The following is a 16,512-nucleotide window of genomic DNA, read 5'->3' on the forward strand; positions in this document are numbered from 1 at the left end:
TCATGCCAGCAACGGGACGAGCAGCAGCGGGAGCAGGACGCTGAGCACGAAACGTCCATTCCAGCCAACGGCGATGCGCCAGGGTGACAGCTGGGCATGGCGTGCGAGCAAGAGTGCCGAAGGTCCATAGGGCGAGAGCAGCATCGCCAGGGAGAAACCGAACAGCAGTGCCACCGCCGGCTGCATCACCGCCAGCCCCTGGCTCGCCAGTTGGGCCAGCAGGGCCGCACAAAGGTTCAGGGAGATCAGTGGTGCGACGCCGAGCAGCGCCAGCGCCATGACCGCCAGCGCGCCGAAAGCACCCAATCCAAACAACGCCAGCGGCGTGCTGCCGAGCTGATCCGCCAGGTGATGCACGGGCAGCACCGCGGCAACCAGACCGGCGAGCAGAGCCGAACTGGCGAAAATGAAGGTCTCGTTACGCATGCCGATCAGCGTCTCGCTGACTTCGCCGAACACCTGGCGTGGGGGGATTCTTTGCCAGAGCAGTATCACGATCACCGCCAGCGGCACCAGCAACATCGCGGCCTGTGTCGCCGACAGCCAGGTCAGCGCCGCCAGCAAGGCGATCAGCGCGATACCGATCAGGCTGCCAATGAGCAGGCCGCGCAAGCTGCCACTGGCGTGCTGCCCGTCCGCCGACAGCTCGACGTTTGGGTCCTGAACCAACTGCCGCAGCCGGCGATTCTCGGTCGGCCAGCCGAACAGCAGCAGAAGCAGCCCTCCGATCAACCCGAACGGCAACAGCGTGCTCCAGCTCAGGCCGGGTAGTTCGCGGGTCAGGATCGCCACCGCGACGCTGGTCGGGGCCAGTAGCGGGACCAGTGCGAAGCCGCGAAGCGCGGTGACCATCACACCGCGTCGCCCCTCGCGCCGCTGGGTGTCGCTGTAGGGACGGCCTTCGAGATGGCGTTCCAGCGAGCCGCAGATCAGGTTGAGCATGCCGAAGCTGAGCACCGAGCTGATCGCAAAGGTGCTCAACAGGTAACCCGGATAGAGCCACGCGCGGGGCCCGGCCAGTAACAGGCGATGCAACTCGCTGAGCTGGCGCAGGCGCTTGACCAGGCAATGCATCAAACCCAGGGCGCCGATGAAGGCTGCGTAATAAGCCGCCGAGGACAGCATGCGCGCGGCTTGTTGCCAACTCGCCTCGCCAGTGAGCAACCAGTAACCGAGCAGTGCCAGCGTGACCATCCCGAGCCGTCGCGGATAGGGCATCAGCGAGCGCCAGTGCCAGGTAAAGAACCCTGCCAGCAGAACCCCGCTGATGACGCTCAGCGGCTGTAGCCGAGTGATCAGCGCCAGCAGTTCGAACAGCAGCGCCAGTGGCAATAGCGTGGTCATCTAGGCAGGCAACTCGCAGCGCCGGGCGCCACGCTTGAATACGCCTTCGCCGAAGGCGATCAGCCGATTTTCCTCGTCGAGCAGATCGCAACTGGCCATGAACACTTTGTGCCCACCCGAACGACAGCGAGCCACCGCCCTGATGCGGCTGCCGGCGGCGGCCGGCGCGCTGAAATTGATGGTCATCGACAGGGTCAGCGCAACCCGGCGGTCCGCAGGGTCTGCTTCCCAGGTCCCGCACAACCCCATGGCGACATCCATCAACGTGGCCATGACGCCGCCATGCATGTTGCTCGCGTTGTTCAGGTGACGAGGCAACAGCCCCAGCGCCAGGGTCGCGTGATCGGGCCCATAGGCCAGCAATTCGCAACCGATGTCTTGGAAGAAGCCGGTAACGGAGGCGTGAACCTGCTGCAGTTGGGCGAGAGAGTAGTCGGAGGTGGACATGGCGCTCGGTCACGGATGGCTTGCTAAGGAGACTGGCAGTCTTTAGGCTCTTGGTCAATAAAGGTGGAATGCCATTTCGCAGTGCGGAATGGCGATCAGGGTTCCGACAGTCGCAACGCCATCTATCGAGGAGGTTCGCATGTTTTCCCGTATCGGCATTATCGGCGCCGGCGCCATGGGCCGCGGTATCGCGCAATTGTTCGCCAGCACTGGGCAGCAGGTGTGGTTGTACGACAGCCGCCCCGAAGCCATCGAGCAAGCCTTGCAATTCAACCGCGAACTGCTCGAACGCAGTGTCGCCAAGGGGCGTTTGAGTGCCGATGAATTGCCTGCGATCGTGCAGCGCATGCAGCCGGCCCATCAGCTTGCCGATCTGTCCGGCTGCGACCTGCTGATCGAAGCCATCGTGGAAAACCTCGAAGCCAAGCAGAGCCTGTTCGTCGAGCTGGAAGGCTTGATCGCCCCCGATGCCGTGCTGGCGACCAACACCTCGTCGCTGTCGGTGACGCGCATCGCCAGTGCCTGTTCGCGTCCCGAGCGGGTGGCCGGTTATCACTTCTTCAACCCGGTGACCTTGATGAAGCTGGTAGAAGTCGTGCGCGGCGAGCGCACCGATCCGAGCGTGATCGACCGCCTGGTGCAGCTGGCCGAGCAGGCCGGACACTTCCCTGCGATCACGCCCGACACCCCCGGCTTTCTGGTCAACCACGCCGGCCGCGCCTACGGCACCGAGGCGCAACGCATCCTCAGCGAGGGGATCGCCACACCGGAGCAGATCGACCGTATTTTGCGTGACGGCCCAGGTTTCCGTATGGGGCCGTTCGAGCTGTTCGACCTGACCGGGCTCGATATTTCCCATGCGGTGATGGAGTCGGTGCATGACCAGTTCTATTACGATCCCCGCTATACGCCGTCCTATCTGGCCGCGCAGCGGGTGGCTGCCGGGCTGCTTGGGCGCAAGACCGGACAAGGCTTCTATCGCTATGAAGACGGTCAGCAGATTCGCTCGCCGGAGCCGCGTTTCGAGCCGGTGAGCATCGACCGCCCGTTCTGGCTCGACAGTATCGATCCCGAACTGCGTCGCTACGTCGGTTCGATCCTGCAACAGGCCGGCGCCGTGTTGGAGGAGGGCGCGGAGCCATCGAGCGAGGCGATCTGCCTGATCACGCCGCTGGGCGAGGATGCCAGTCATTGCATCGAGCGATTGGCGCTGCCGGCCGTGCGCACCATCGCTCTGGACCCATTCAGCGACTTCGACAAGCGTCGCGTGCTGATGCGTCAACCGGCGCTCGACCCGGCTCTCGAAGCGCAGGCGCGCCAAGCCCTGGGAGCGGATGGCGTGCCAGTCGAAGTGATCAATGACTCTCCGGGCTTCGTCAGCCAGCGCGTCGTCGCCAGCATCGTCAATCTCGGTTGTGAAATAGCCCAGAAAGGCATCGCCTCGCCGGAGACGCTCGATCGCGCCGTGACCGTTGCGCTCGGTTATCCCAAAGGGCCCCTGGGCTTCGCCAAGCATTACAGTCCCGTTCGTATCCTCACGATTCTGGAAGGCATGCAGGCGTGCTACGGCCACGAGCCGCGTTATCGTCCGAGCCCATGGCTGCGGCGACGGGTACAGCTCGGCCTGCCGCTGACCGCGCCGGATGCGCCACGCTGAGGCGACCTCGAACGCGCGCAGTTCGGCGCGTGGCGCGGCTCAAGCTTGGCAGGCTGCAGCCGCTAACCCGGTAGACCCGGCACCTGTGGGTGGGAATGACGCGCCGTCGTTGCCCTGCCCACCGGTATGGGCCGTTTGCCACCAAGGACCCTGTTCCCGTGTGGCAGAGGTGGTACAGCACCTCCTTATTACCGGATGAAAACAAGAGGCCATCGATGCGCCCTGCCTTCCGCCGTCACCCCAAGGCCTGCCTGCTCCATGCAGCCGCCTTGCTGGGCCTGCTGCTGTTCCATGGCTGGATGGGACTGCCGTTCCATCTGACCGTCGTTTCGATCCTGCTGCTTGGCCTGTGGCCCTGGCTGGGTCCATGGCGTACCGACAGGGACGCCCCGATCCCGCCCGACGACGAGGTGCGCAGCTTCGCCGAGCTGAGCAAGCGTCTCTCTCGCCATACCTGCCACAACGCGCTGTCGGCTGCGCAAGTGTCGTTCAGTGCAGGGCAGCTGGCCGCGCGCCTGCGGTCGCAACTTGCAGCCATCAGCGAGGTCGCCAACGGCGCCGAGGCCATGACCGCGACCGAGCAGGACAGTGCGGCCCGTGCTCGGCAGGCGCTGGAAGCGGCCGAGGCCGTGCGTCGCAGCAGCGACAGCGGGCGCGCCGAGCTTCAGCATGCCATCGAGCGCATGCAGCAGCTGAGCGCACAGACCGAAGCCAGTCGCGAACTGCTCGATGGCCTGGCTGCGCGCACCGAAGACATTCGGCAGATCACCGACGTGATCCAGTCCATCGCCAGCCAGACCAATCTGCTTGCCCTCAATGCCGCGATCGAGGCGGCGCGCGCCGGGGAGGCGGGCCGCGGCTTTGCGGTGGTGGCCGACGAGGTGCGCAACCTCGCCGGGCGCACCAGCAGTGCCACCGAAGAGGTCGGCCGGATGGTCAGCGATATTCGCGAGCAGAGCGAGGCGGTCGTGAGCCATATCCAGAAACAGGCCAGCGAGCTGGACCAGGCCGCGGCGCAGATTGCCGGGACCGGGGCCCAGCTCTGCGGTATCGCCGATTTGGCGGGCAACGTCGAAACCCAGGTGGCGGAGATTGCGTCCGGCACCGCCGATAACCACGAGCGGCTCGCACAACTGTTCGTTGCGCTGGGCCAACTGCGCGGCGACGCGCTGGAGAGCGAAGCGCAGACGAGCCAGCTGAGCAAGGCCGCCGAAACACTGGGAGGGCAGGCTGAAACCGTAAGCGAGCAGCTCGCCGAAGTGCAGCTCGACGATTACCACCAGCGCATTTTCGACTTGGCTCGTGACGGCGCGGCGGCCATCGCCGCGCGTTTCGAGGCGGATCTGCAAGCCGGTCGGCTGACCGTGGATGACCTGTTCGATCGCCATTACCAGGCACAACCGGGGACGGACCCGATCCGCTACAGCACCCGCTTCGATCGCTATGCCGACGAAGTCCTGCCCGCGCTTCAGGAGCCCCTGCTGGAACGTGACGATGCGTTGGTCTATGCCATCGCCACGACACCTGATGGCTATGTGCCGACGCACAACCGTGCGTTCAGCGAGCCGCCGGTCGGCGATCCGGAGATCGACCGGGTCAGAAGTCGGAGCAAGCGGCTATTCAACGATCGCACCGGAGGGCGCTGCGGCAGCCATCAACGCAAGGTCCTGTTGCAGACCTACAGCCGCGACACCGGTGAGCTGATGCACGACCTTTCGGTGCCCATCATGGTGGCGGGTCGTCATTGGGGTGGCCTGCGGCTGGGCTACCGCCCCGAGCCGTAGCCGGCGCACGAGGTTGGCGCAAGCGCCGTGGTCTTTGGCACTCGTCCAGCATGGGCCGCCACCCCGCCGGTCTGCAAGCTGGCTAAGCTTGCAGCACAGGCTACCGGAGCTCACCCATGAAAACCCTGACCGACCATTTGGCGCAATACGCGGCCTACCATCGCGATCCGCGCAATCTGCTCAGCCATTTCATCGGCATTCCGATGATCGTGCTGGCCGTCGCGGTGCTGCTGTCGCGGCCCGGCGTCGACATTGGCGGGTTGTGGTTGAGCCCGGTTGCCCTGGTCGCGGCGGCCGCCACCCTGTTCTATCTGCGGCTGGACCTGCGCTTCGGCATGCTCATGGGCGTAGTGTTGCTGCTGTGCGTCTGGGGCGGCGCACGACTGGCGCAGCAGTCGACGGCGCTCTGGCTGGGCGCAGGCATCGGCCTGTTCGTGGTGGGCTGGATCATCCAGTTCGTCGGTCACTACTTCGAAGGGCGTAAACCGGCGTTCGTGGATGATCTGAGCGGGCTGATCATCGGCCCGCTGTTCGTCGCGGCCGAGCTGGGCTTCATGCTCGGTTTGCGCGAGCCGCTGCGTCACGCCATCGAGGCGCGCGTCGGACCGGTACGGCTGCGCCAGCGCCCGGTCGATGCCTGATCAGTTGGGCGATAACGCCATCCACTGGTCGCTGAGGCTGCGGGCGTGGCGGTCGACCATGATGGGCGCGAAGGGGCGCCCGGAAGCGGTATTGAAGCTGTTGTTCCCGCTATTCATGTCTTCGAGGGCAACCTTGAGGAAATCCCAGCGTGTCTTCAGCTTCGCTATCGCTGGGTTCCCCTGGCCGTCCAGCGCCGCCAATTGCTCGTCGATGGAAGGAACCAGGCGTCTCTCGTCCTGGCCGAGGTAGGTGTCCGGTTGCTCCCGAGCGGTTTCGAAGGAGCCCACGTAGGCACGGCTCAGGTACTGAACGGTCAGGTATTCCACCTTGGCGGGCAGTTCGGCACGGAAATCCGCTCCCTGCTGGCTGCGTACCGCGGTAAGGAAGTCACGTAGCGCCTTGCTCATCTGCAGCGGCCAGCCCCATGGCATGTCGTCTTCTGCATGGCCGAAGCCTGCGCCTTCGCGCAACGTGGCTTGCAGCGCTGCATGCAGTTCGAGCAGTTCGCTGCTCGCGCCAGCGAAGGTGCCTACCGTGTCGGCCAGTGCCCTGAGGTCGTTTTCCATGCGGGCGAGGTGCGCTTTCTGAAAGCCCTCGCCGCGGTACAGGAGCAGGCTGCTGGTGGCGCGGTTGGCATGAATCTGCATGCTTTCGAGTGTGGTGAAGGTCTGAGCCTGGGCGGAATTGAACAGCGCCGGGAACCAGCTCGCCAGAACAACCGCCATCCATATCCATTTGCGATGCATGTCGCGCTCCTTTTTATTTTTATAGAAGCAATGTGCCGTGTCCGGCATCGGTACGGCAGCCTAGTCAGGTAGAGGCATCTTGTTATCACTCGAAGGAATGAAATCAAGCACAGCGGCAAATTGGCAGGCAACATTGGCCGGAACGCCCTGCAACGCTGCCGCTTCGCTGTGGTCGCGCTGCGCTCGCCTAGAGCATGCGCTCAAGCCCGATCATCTGACTGAACCAGGCATTGAAGCGGCGCCAGGCACCGCCAGGCTCGTCCAGCAGGACCTTGCGCCGGTCCTGGTCTTCGGCGATCCAGACCAGGCGCTTGCGGCCATCGACTTCGACGAGCCGCACTTCGTAGCTGACCGATGGCGAGGTCCCTTCCAGGGTCAGTCGCTGGACCTCGCTGGCTAACTCGGGACTTTCGATCAGAACGCCGACTTCCGTGTTCCAGAGAATCGAGCGGGGGTCGAAATTCAACGAGCCGAGGAACACCTCCTGCCGGTCGAATACCGCCGCCTTGCTGTGCAGGCTGGACTCCGACTCGCCGCCCAGGTTGTAGGACGCTTCCTGATCGGGCTGCCGGCGCAGTTCGAACAGTCGCACGCCGGCCTCGAGCAGCGGGCGACGGTAGGGCGCGTAGCCGCCATGGACGAGCGGTACGTCGGTCGCCTCCAGCGAGTTGGTCAGAATACGGATGGCCACGCCCTTGTCGGCCTGGCGGGTCAAGTAGCTCACGCCGTCGTCGGTGGGCACGAAGTAGGCTGAAATCAGCGTCATCTCTCGGCTGACCGCCTCCAGGCTCGGTTGCAGCCGGGTGGTCAGCAGCAGGTGTTCATCAGGAATGCCGGGCGCGTTGATCTTGTCCGGGTGATCCCACATGGCTTCACCGGGCGCCCAGGTCAGTTGCTGTAGCCATTGGGCCAGCGGGGCGTCGTCCAGATCAGCCGTCAGGTGATGGTAGCGCTTGGGGTCACGCTGACGCTCGGCCTCCAGATACCGCGTGATCTCTCTGCGCGCATCGTCTAGCGCCGAGACGCGAGGCGGGCGCCGCAGAAAATGCTGGATGGGCACACTGAGATCGTGGTTCCAGTATTGATCGAAGCTGGTCGCCAACTGTCGCGCAACCGGCCCGGCGCCGAGCAGGTCGATGTCGGTGAAGTTCAGACCTTTATCAGCATCGAAATATTCGTCACCGAGGTTGCGACCGCCAACGATCGCCAGGCTGCTGTCGGCCAGCATCAGCTTGTTGTGCATGCGCCGGTGTTGTTGCGACAACTTCAGCAGCCGGCCCAGCGAACGCGTGAACACGTTACTGCGGCCCACGTGCAGCGGGTTGAAGACGCGAATGAGGATGTTCGGATGAGCCGCCAGGGTGGCGATCTGGTAATCGCTGCCGTCACTGGCTGTGTCATCGAGCAGCAGGCGGACCCTGACGCCGCGATCGGCGGCCTTGAGCAATTCGTCGATCAGCGCGCGCGTACTGAGGCCGTCGTGGACGATGTAGTACTGCACGTCGAGGGTGTTTTCGGCGGCGCGGATCATCCTGATTCGTGCGGCGAACGCTTCGGCGCTCAAGGGCAGCAAGCGGAAGCCCGAATGCCCGGCGGGGCGCTCGGCAGCCAGCGCTTCGACCCGCTGGGCCAGCCCCGAGTCCGGGTTCGACAGCGCATAGGATGGCGGTGCGGGCGTAATTGGCCCGGCGCATCCAACCAGTAACAGCGCCGCTACAAACATCAGCAGTATGCGCAAGGTCCGCTCCTTTTTCGTTGTTATCGGTCCTTGCGATTGGACGTCAGCGAAACGGCGAAATTCAGAACAGATCCTTGAACCGATACCAGAGCATGCCCAGCGCCAGCAGCGGTGAACGCAGCCGCTGACCTCCGGGAAAGGTCGGGTGCGGCACCCGGGCGAACAGGTCGAAGCGACCCTGCAGCTGGCCGCAGATGGCCTCGGCGAGCAGCCGCCCGGCCAGGTGCGTGGCGTTCAGGCCGTGGCCCGAATAGGCCTGGGCGTAGTAGACGTTGGGTTGCCCGGCGAGTCGCCCGATCTGCGGTAACCGGTTCGCACCGATGCCGATCATGCCGCCCCACTGGTAGTCGATGCCGATGCCCTGCAACTGTGGAAATACCTTGAGCATCTTCGGCTGCATGTAGCGGGCGATGTCTTTCGGATCGCGGCCCGAGTAGTGGCAGGCGCCGCCGAACAGCAGGCGGCCATCGGCCGAGAGGCGGAAGTAATCCAGTGCGACCCGCTGATCGCAGACGGCCATGTTCTGGGGCAGTAATTCGTGCCCGAGCGCCTCGGGCAACGGTTCGGTGGCAATGATGTAACTACCGGCAGGCAGCACCTTGCCCGCCAGCGTCCGGTCGAGATTTCCCAGATAGGCGTTGCCGGCCAGCACCAGTTGCTGCGCGCGCACGCAGCCCTGTGCCGTGTGTACGCGAACCTGCTGGCCATGGTCGATCCGCTCCACGATGGACTGCTCGAACAACCGCACGCCCAGCGACTGCGCGGCGGCCGCTTCGCCCAACGCCAGGTTCAGTGGGTGCAGATGCCCGGAGCCCATGTCGACCAATCCGCCGAGGTAGCGATCAGAGCCGATCACCTCACGCATTTCGTGACCCGGCACCAGGCGCAGCGGATGCGCATAGCCCAGGCGCTGGAGATCGGCGTACTCCGCCTGGAAGCCGTCGAGATGCCGCGTCTTGGTGGCCAGGTCGCAATAGCCCCAGCTCAGGTCGCAGTCGATGGCGTAGCGTTCGATGCGTTGGCGGACGATGTCGACGGCTTCGAACCCCATGTGCTTGAGCGCGTCCACGCCTGCCTCGCCCAGTACCGGCAGGAACTGTTCGACATCGTGGCCGACACCGCGGATCAGCTGGCCACCGTTGCGGCCGCTGGCGCCCCAGCCGATCCGGTGCGCTTCGAGCAGCACCACCGAAAGGCCACGCTCGGCGAGTTCGATGGCGGTGTTGAGCCCGCTGAACCCGCCGCCGACGATGCAGACGTCCGCCTCTTGCTCGCCTTGCAGCGGGGCGAAGGCGAGCGCGCGATTGGTGCTGGCGGCGTAGTAGGAGGGGGCGTGATTCTGTGCCTGGGCGGCGATCTGCCGGGTCATCATGTCGAGCCTTGGACGGTGTGCCTGGCCCGAAGGGTAGACCGGACCGTGGTTGCAGGGCAAAAGACGCCGGGCAACCGGCGCGTCAGTCCGGCACCGGCAGTTCGAGCGATTCCTTCACTTCTTCCATGACGATGTAGCTCTTCGATTCGCGCACATGCGGCAGCTTGAGCAGGATGTCGCCCAGCAGCTTCCGATAGGACGCCATTTCCGAAATCCGCGCCTTGATCAGGTAGTCGAAGTCGCCGGAAACCAGGTGGCATTCAAGCACGTGCGGCAGCTTGAGCACGGCGCGGCGGAACTCCTCGAAAATGTCACCGGACTTGTAGGCCAGGCTGATCTCGACGAATACCAGCAAGCCCGCCTTGAGGTGTTGCGGATTCAGCCGTGCGGTATAGCCCATGATGATGCCCTCGCGCTCCAGCCGGCGGACGCGCTCGGTGCAGGGCGTGGTGGAGAGGCCGATGCGTTCACCCAGCTCGGTGAATGGCATTCGCCCTTCGGCTTGCAGCAGGCGGAGGATCTGGCGGTCGAGCTTGTCCAGCTCGCGGCGGGTTTGATGTTGGGTCCGCATAGGCGTATCGCCTCTGATAATGGCGTTTGTGGCGTGAATAAATCGTAAAGATAGCGCGTTATATAGCGAAAACCACTGCGCACGGCTTTTTATACTCGCCTCAACAGTGACTTGAAAAAGTCCGTCAACTGACGGATGGGAGGCGGCGATGCGTGTTCTGGTAATGGGCGGCGGCGTGATCGGCACCACCAGTGCCTACTATCTGGCGCGTGCTGGCTTCGAGGTGGTGGTGGTCGATCGGCAGTCTGCGGTGGCGATGGAAACCAGTTTTGCCAACGCCGGCCAGGTCTCTCCCGGTTACGCCTCGCCCTGGGCCGCACCTGGTGTGCCGCTGAAAGCCATCAAATGGCTGATGCAGCGCCACGCGCCGCTGGCCATCAAGCTCACCGGCGATCCACAGCAGTACGTGTGGATGGCGCAGATGCTGCGCAACTGCACGGCGGCGCGCTATGCGGTCAACAAGGAGCGCATGGTGCGGCTGTCCGAATACAGCCGCGACTGCCTGAACGAGCTGCGCGCCGAGACCGGCATCGACTATGAAGGTCGACAGCTGGGGACGACCCAGCTGTTTCGTACCCAGGCGCAACTGGACAATGCGGCCAAGGACATTGCCGTGCTCGACGCCTCGGGCGTGCCCTACGAGCTGCTCGATCGAGCCGGCATTGCCCGGGTGGAGCCGGCGCTCGGGCGGGTGTCGGACACGCTCAGCGGCGCGCTACGCCTGCCCAACGACCAGACCGGCGACTGCCAGATGTTCACCACCCGGCTGGCCGAGATGGCGCGCCAGTTGGGCGTGCAGTTTCGCTTCAACCAGAACATCCAGCGTCTGGAGCATTCGGGTGATCGTCTCGACGGTGTCTGGATCGACGGCACGCTGGAAAAGGCCGATCGCTATGTGCTGGCGCTGGGTAGCTACAGCCCGCAGATGCTCAAGCCGCTGGGTATCCGCGCGCCGGTCTACCCGCTCAAGGGCTACTCGCTCACCGTGCCGATCAGCGACCCGGCCATGGCGCCGGTCTCGACGGTGCTCGATGAAACCTACAAGGTTGCCATCACCCGCTTCGAACAGCGGATCCGGGTGGGCGGCATGGCCGAGATTGCCGGTCACGACCTGTCGTTGAATCCGCGGCGGCGCGAGACCCTGGAGAGGGTCGTCGGCGATTTGTTTCCGCTGGGAGGCGACCCGAGCAATGCGCAGTTGTGGACCGGGTTGCGCCCCGCGACCCCGGATGGCACGCCGATCGTTGGCGCCACGGCTTATCGCAACCTGTATCTGAACACTGGACACGGTACGCTTGGCTGGACCATGGCCTGCGGTTCCGGCCGCCTGCTCGCCGACCTGTTGGCGAAAAAGCGCACCCAGATCAGCACCGATGGCCTGGATATTTCTCGTTACGGCACGACCAAGGAGTCCCGCAAGCATGCCCATACAGCGCCTGCACACTAATTCGCGCATGAGTCAGATCGTCATCCACCGCGACACGGTCTACCTGGCCGGGCAAGTCGGTGAAGACATGAACGCGGGCATCGAGCAGCAGACCCGCGAAACGCTGGACAATATCGAGCGGCTGCTGCGTCAGGCGGGTACCGACAAGCAGCACATCCTGTCGGTGACCATCTACCTGAAGGACATCGATGCGGATTTCGCCGGCATGAACGCCGTTTGGGATCAATGGCTGCCCGAGGGCGTTGCGCCGGCGCGGGCTACCGTCGAAGCCAAACTGTGCGAGCCGGAGATTCTGGTGGAGCTGTCAGTGGTGGCCGCGCTGCCCGAATGATCCGCCCGGATTATCGCAGGCAGGTCATTTCGTCCTGCCGTGTTGAAAATACTGAACGCCCTCGCCATCATAGCGACCTCTGCTTTTCGCGCTTGATTGGGGGCTCCCGTATTGGACGTCGGTGTTCGACTGCAAACCATCCGTAAACTCAAGGGACTTTCCCAGCGTGAGCTGGCCAAACGTGCAGGCGTTACCAACAGCACGATTTCGATGATCGAAAAGAACAGTGTCAGCCCCTCCATCAGCTCGCTGAAGAAGGTGCTCAGTGGCATCCCCATGTCGCTGGTCGAGTTCTTCTCGCCAGATTTCGAGCAGGAAAGTGACACCCAGGTAGTCTACAAGGCGGGTGAGCTGATCGATATTTCCGACGGTGCGGTGAGCATGAAACTCGTCGGCAAGGCGCATCCGGGGCGCGCCATCGCGTTTCTTGCCGAGACCTATCCGCCCGGCGCGGATACCGGCACGGACATGCTTGCCCATCAGGGCGAAGAGGCCGGCATGCTGGTCGAGGGGCGCCTGGAGCTGACCGTCAGTGGGCAGACCTACGTGCTCGAAACCGGTGACAGTTATTACTTCGACAGCAACAAGCCGCATCGCTTTCGCAATCCCTTCGATGCGCCTGCCAGGCTGATCAGCGCTACGACACCGGCCAACTTCTGATGCCGGTATCGGTCCAGGACTCTGGCGCGTCGTGCTGCGACACAGCGTCGCTGACGAGACCTGCGCAACACGGGTTGTTTCGGCAAGCATGGCTTGCCGCTATACTAGCCGCCGCTCGCGTAACCGTGGCCGCGGGCGTGTCTAGCCACATGAGGGTGTAAGGTGAACCTGATTAAGAAGATCCTGGTAGCACAGACTGCCGTAGTGGCCCTGTGGGCAGTGAGCGCTCAGGCTGCGACCAACGACGCCATCGCCGAGCGACTCAAGCCGGTGGGTGAAGTATGTATTCAAGGTGAGGAGTGCGCCGCTGCTGGCGCTGCGACTGCCGCAGCTGGCGGTGGCGCGCGCAGTGGCGCGGATGTCTATGGCAAGTTCTGTACGGCCTGCCATGGCTCCGGTCTCTTGAACTCACCGAAGACTGGCGACAGCGCAGCCTGGTCGGCACGCGCCGATGCGGCCGGCGGCCTGGACGGCCTGCTCAAGCACGCCATCAGCGGTATCAACGCCATGCCGCCGAAAGGTACCTGTGGCGATTGCTCGGATGACGAACTGAAGGCCGCCATCCAGCATATGTCCGGTCTGTAAGGTTCAGCCGGTCAGACGAAGCCGCCTCCGGGCGGCTTTGTCGTTTCAGCGGGGAGTAAAGCGGCGCGGCAGCCGGTCGAAATGGGAGTCCATGTCCGAGCCCGATACCTTGGCTCACGAGCTTGCGCGAGGTGCCCATGCCCAGTTCTGCCCCGCAACCCGAACAACTGCGTTTCGCCAGCGACGGGCGCACGCCCAACAGCCCGCACCCGGTCCTGCTGTACCGCCAGTTGCCACTGGCCGGTGGCGACTATGCCGCTGCCTTCGAAGGCCTGTTCGACAGTCATCTCTGGCCCGCGCAATGGCGGGCGGGCGTTTACGACTATCACCACTTTCACTCCACGGCGCATGAGGTGCTCGGCGTTTCGCGCGGCTCGGCGCGGTTGATGCTCGGCGGCGAGCAGGGGCAGGAAGTGGAAGTGCGTGCCGGAGACGCGCTGGTGCTACCGGCCGGTACCGGCCACTGCCAGCTCAGCGCAAGCGATGATTTCGAAGTGGTGGGCGGCTATCCGGTCGATCAGCAGTACGATCTGCTGCGTCCGGACGCGCGCAACCACGATGAAGCGCGAGCGCGCGCTGAGCGGGTCGGCGTGCCGGTGAGCGATCCGGTTGCCGGTACCCAGGGCGCGCTGGTCGACCTGTGGCGTCGCGAGTGAAGCGCGTGCCAAAAGGCCTGCGCCGCGATCGCGGCGCAGCGCCGAACGGCGTGCTAGTCGACGAAGATCACCTGACCGTCGCTGAGCGCGGCGACGCGAGCCAGTGATTCGACACGGAAGCCTGCTTCTTCCAGCTCCTGGCGGCCCGCCTGGAACGACTTCTCGATGACGATCCCGAGCCCCGCAATGCTGGCGCCGGCTTGCTGGATGATCGAAATCAGACCCTTGGCGGCTTTGCCGTTGGCCAGGAAGTCATCAATGATCAATACGCGGTCCGCGTCGGACAGATGGGTGGTGGAAATCGCGATGGTGCTTTCGACCTGCTTGGTGAAGGAATAGACCGAAGCGGTCAGCAGGTGGTCGGTCAGCGTCAACGACTGGTGCTTGCGGGCGAAAATCACCGGCACGCCGAGTTCCAGCCCCGCCATGATCGCAGGAGCGATGCCGGAGGCTTCGATGGTGACGATCTTGGTGATGTTCTGGTCGCGGAACCGCCGGGCGAATTCCTGACCGATCTGCTGCATCAGCACCGGGTCGATCTGGTGGTTCAGGAACGCATCGACCTTGAGTACTCGGTCGGAGAGTACGATGCCTTCATTGCGGATTTTCTGTTTCAGCTGTTCCACGAACGCGCTACCTCAAGCGTGGGCGGCCCGGCACCCTGACGATTCGCCGTCCCGAAAGCCGACCGGGCGCTGCGCCATGTTGGCGAGCGCCCAGCCCGTTTCGGTCCTGCATCCATTCGCCAGCCTGTACCTCGGCCTGGAAAGCCGCGCATTCTCGCTCAATTCCATGCGTGGGTCCAAGTGGAGCGTTCCGCCAGGCGTTGCGGCCGATAGGTGGTGGACCGCCCGACACCGCCCGGTATCGAGAGGCATGCCACCTCCTGGCTGCGTGGCGTTTGCCATCCTTTAGCCAAACAGCTGTTGCTTGCGGCGCAGCCACCGATAGCCGTAGCCGGCCAGATGGATCCGCAGCGGGTGACCCTGAGGCTGCTCGTAGTCGCTGTCGGCCAGTACGTCCACCATGTCCTGCAGGTCGTGCTCGGCGATTTCAATCTCGACCTCCTGGTCCGCCAGATTCACCAGCATGAGTACGGTCGAGCCGTTGTCATGGCGGATGGCGAAGACTGACGGGCAACCCGTCTCGACCGGGCGATGCTGACCGCCGCCGATCTCGCGCAGGCCTATGCGGGTGCGAATCATGTTGCCTGTCTTGGACAGCAGCGAGTCGTCGCGCAGGGTCTGCGCATAGACGTTCCGCTGACGGAAGCCGAACGTCCCTTCCTCGATCAGCGGCGCCGCCAGCTGCGATGCGGCGGCGCAGGAGAATCCGGCGTTGGGCTCGTTGGACCATTGCATGGGTGTACGGACCGCCAGACGCTCGGGGCGCGCGAGGTCGTCGCCCATGCCGATTTCTTCGCCATAACGGACGATGGGCGTACCCGGCAGCGCGAACAGCAATGCGTGGGCCATGGCGATGCGGCGCTCATCGCCGTCGAGCATGGGTGCCAGGCGCCGGCGAATCCCTCGATTGTAGGCGCGCATTTCGGGTTGTGGAGCGAAGGCCTGCATGACTTCCTCACGCTCGTCGTCGGTCAGCCGCTCCAGGTCCAGTTCGTCGTGGTTGCGCAGCCAGATCGCGTACTGCGCGCGCTCCGGCGGCTCCGGCTGGTGCTCGAGCGCCCGATGCAAGGGCTGCGCCTCGCTGCGTGCCAGCGAGAGAAAGAAATGGTTGTTGGCCCAGAAATTCAACAGCAGCGTGAGCCGGTCGCCTTCGCCGAAGTAGCCGCGGTACTGTTCGGGCTCCACATCGACCTCACCCAGCAGTACCGCTTCCGGCCGGCGCAAGGTGACGAAGTCGCGCATGTGTTCGAGCAGCCATTGACCGTTGTCGCTGTTACCGCCGCCCGCCTGTTCGACGAGGTGCGAGGCGGCGTCGACGCGAAAGCCCGAGACGCCCAGGCGCAGCCAGAACGCGATGATCCGTTCGATTTCCTTGATCACCTTGGGGTTGCCGAGATTAAGGTCCGGCTCATGGCTATAGAACAGGTGGCGATAGTACTGGCCGGCTTCGTCGTCCCAAGTCCAGACGCTTTCTTCCACGGTGGGGAAGATCGGCTCGATGCTGTCGTCCGGCTCGTCTGCCCAGAGGTAGTAGTCCCGGTAGGGCGAGTTCCGGTCGCGGCGCGCCTCCTGAAACCAGCGATGTTCGATCGAGGTGTGCTGCACCACCAGTTCGATCATCACATGCAGCCCCAGCTCCTCGGCCTTTTCCAGCAGGTACACCACATCGGCGAGATCGCCGAAGCGTGGATCGACCTGCAGATGGTCGCTCACATCGTAACCGGCATCGCGGAAGGGCGACTGGTAGAACGGCATCAGCCAGATGGCCGTTGCGCCCAGGCCGCGAACGTAATCCAGGCGCTCGGTGACACCGCGCAGGTCGCCGCAACCGTCACCGTCTACATCGAGAAACAGTGACGGATCGATCTGGTAGATCACCGCGTTCCGATACCACAGTGGTCGCATG

At 64.2% G+C, this 16,512-nt stretch carries 16 protein-coding genes; 8 read left to right on the top strand and 8 right to left on the bottom strand.

Features of this window, described 5'->3' with window-relative positions; translation table 11 throughout:
- Both GQA94_RS05520 and GQA94_RS05525 read right to left on the bottom strand, forming a co-directional pair.
- Positions 1 to 1,344 carry a hypothetical protein gene (locus GQA94_RS05520; protein ID WP_158187134.1) on the bottom strand — a complete coding sequence of 448 codons (1,344 nt, stop codon included), beginning with the start codon at positions 1,342 to 1,344 and terminating at the stop codon, positions 1 to 3.
- Positions 1,345 to 1,791 carry a PaaI family thioesterase gene (locus GQA94_RS05525; protein ID WP_158187135.1) on the bottom strand — a complete coding sequence of 149 codons (447 nt, stop codon included), beginning with the start codon at positions 1,789 to 1,791 and terminating at the stop codon, positions 1,345 to 1,347.
- A gap of 139 nt (positions 1,792 to 1,930) precedes the next feature.
- On the opposite strand from GQA94_RS05525, the gene GQA94_RS05530 reads away from it, so the two are divergent.
- The 3 genes from GQA94_RS05530 (at position 1,931) to GQA94_RS05540 (ending at position 5,873) form a co-directional block, all read left to right on the top strand.
- The gene (locus GQA94_RS05530) at positions 1,931 to 3,448 is read left to right on the top strand and encodes a 3-hydroxyacyl-CoA dehydrogenase (RefSeq protein ID WP_158187136.1); all 1,518 of its coding nucleotides are present in this window, start codon (positions 1,931 to 1,933) and stop codon (positions 3,446 to 3,448) included.
- A gap of 215 nt (positions 3,449 to 3,663) precedes the next feature.
- Positions 3,664 to 5,232 (top strand): methyl-accepting chemotaxis protein, encoded by a 1,569-nt coding sequence (locus GQA94_RS05535; protein WP_158187137.1) that lies wholly within the window; start codon positions 3,664 to 3,666, stop codon positions 5,230 to 5,232.
- A 116-nt stretch (positions 5,233 to 5,348) separates the two neighbouring features.
- Entirely contained in the window at positions 5,349 to 5,873 is a 525-nt protein-coding gene (locus tag GQA94_RS05540) for a DUF962 domain-containing protein (RefSeq protein WP_158187138.1), read from the top strand.
- Here GQA94_RS05540 and GQA94_RS05545 read toward each other — a convergent pair whose 3' ends face one another.
- The 4 genes from GQA94_RS05545 to GQA94_RS05560 form a co-directional block, all read right to left on the bottom strand.
- Positions 5,874 to 6,620 (bottom strand): hypothetical protein, encoded by a 747-nt coding sequence (locus tag GQA94_RS05545; protein WP_158187139.1) that lies wholly within the window; start codon positions 6,618 to 6,620, stop codon positions 5,874 to 5,876.
- A 187-nt stretch (positions 6,621 to 6,807) separates the two neighbouring features.
- A complete protein-coding gene (locus tag GQA94_RS05550; protein WP_158190040.1) occupies positions 6,808 to 8,343 on the bottom strand; it encodes a phospholipase D family protein in 1,536 nt (511 codons plus the stop codon).
- Between the two features lie 76 nt (positions 8,344 to 8,419).
- Positions 8,420 to 9,730: an NAD(P)/FAD-dependent oxidoreductase gene (locus GQA94_RS05555; RefSeq protein ID WP_158187140.1), complete on the bottom strand. Its 1,311-nt coding sequence runs from the start codon at positions 9,728 to 9,730 to the stop codon at positions 8,420 to 8,422.
- An 82-nt stretch (positions 9,731 to 9,812) separates the two neighbouring features.
- Positions 9,813 to 10,301 (bottom strand): Lrp/AsnC ligand binding domain-containing protein, encoded by a 489-nt coding sequence (locus GQA94_RS05560; protein ID WP_158187141.1) that lies wholly within the window; start codon positions 10,299 to 10,301, stop codon positions 9,813 to 9,815.
- Between the two features lie 148 nt (positions 10,302 to 10,449).
- Here GQA94_RS05560 and dadA point away from each other — a divergent pair, with 148 nt between their 5' ends.
- From dadA to GQA94_RS05585, 5 genes are all read left to right on the top strand, one after another.
- Complete coding sequence (gene dadA, locus GQA94_RS05565) at positions 10,450 to 11,748, top strand: D-amino acid dehydrogenase (RefSeq protein WP_158187142.1); 1,299 nt, start codon at positions 10,450 to 10,452, stop codon at positions 11,746 to 11,748.
- The gene (locus GQA94_RS05570; protein ID WP_158187143.1) at positions 11,723 to 12,079 is read left to right on the top strand and encodes a RidA family protein; all 357 of its coding nucleotides are present in this window, start codon (positions 11,723 to 11,725) and stop codon (positions 12,077 to 12,079) included. The genes dadA and GQA94_RS05570 overlap by 26 nt, the downstream gene beginning before the upstream one ends.
- A 111-nt stretch (positions 12,080 to 12,190) precedes the next feature.
- Positions 12,191 to 12,739, top strand: a complete 549-nt coding sequence (locus GQA94_RS05575) for a cupin domain-containing protein (RefSeq protein WP_158187144.1) — start codon at positions 12,191 to 12,193, stop codon at positions 12,737 to 12,739.
- A 162-nt stretch (positions 12,740 to 12,901) separates the two neighbouring features.
- Positions 12,902 to 13,324 (top strand): c-type cytochrome, encoded by a 423-nt coding sequence (locus tag GQA94_RS05580; protein ID WP_158187145.1) that lies wholly within the window; start codon positions 12,902 to 12,904, stop codon positions 13,322 to 13,324.
- A 137-nt stretch (positions 13,325 to 13,461) separates the two neighbouring features.
- Positions 13,462 to 13,980, top strand: coding sequence for a cupin domain-containing protein (locus GQA94_RS05585; protein ID WP_158187146.1), 519 nt, complete (start codon positions 13,462 to 13,464; stop codon positions 13,978 to 13,980).
- A 53-nt stretch (positions 13,981 to 14,033) separates the two neighbouring features.
- Here the strand turns inward: GQA94_RS05585 and xpt are convergent, their stop codons facing one another.
- Positions 14,034 to 14,606 carry a xanthine phosphoribosyltransferase gene (gene xpt, locus GQA94_RS05590; protein WP_158187147.1) on the bottom strand — a complete coding sequence of 191 codons (573 nt, stop codon included), beginning with the start codon at positions 14,604 to 14,606 and terminating at the stop codon, positions 14,034 to 14,036.
- A 285-nt stretch (positions 14,607 to 14,891) separates the two neighbouring features.
- Entirely contained in the window at positions 14,892 to 16,511 is a 1,620-nt protein-coding gene (locus GQA94_RS05595; RefSeq protein WP_158187148.1) for an alpha-amylase family protein, read from the bottom strand.
- Position 16,512 lies beyond the last annotated feature (1 nt).

The sequence above is a fragment of the Stutzerimonas stutzeri genome, assembly GCF_009789555.1.
GTDB classification, from domain to species: Bacteria; Pseudomonadota; Gammaproteobacteria; order Pseudomonadales; family Pseudomonadaceae; genus Stutzerimonas; species Stutzerimonas stutzeri_R.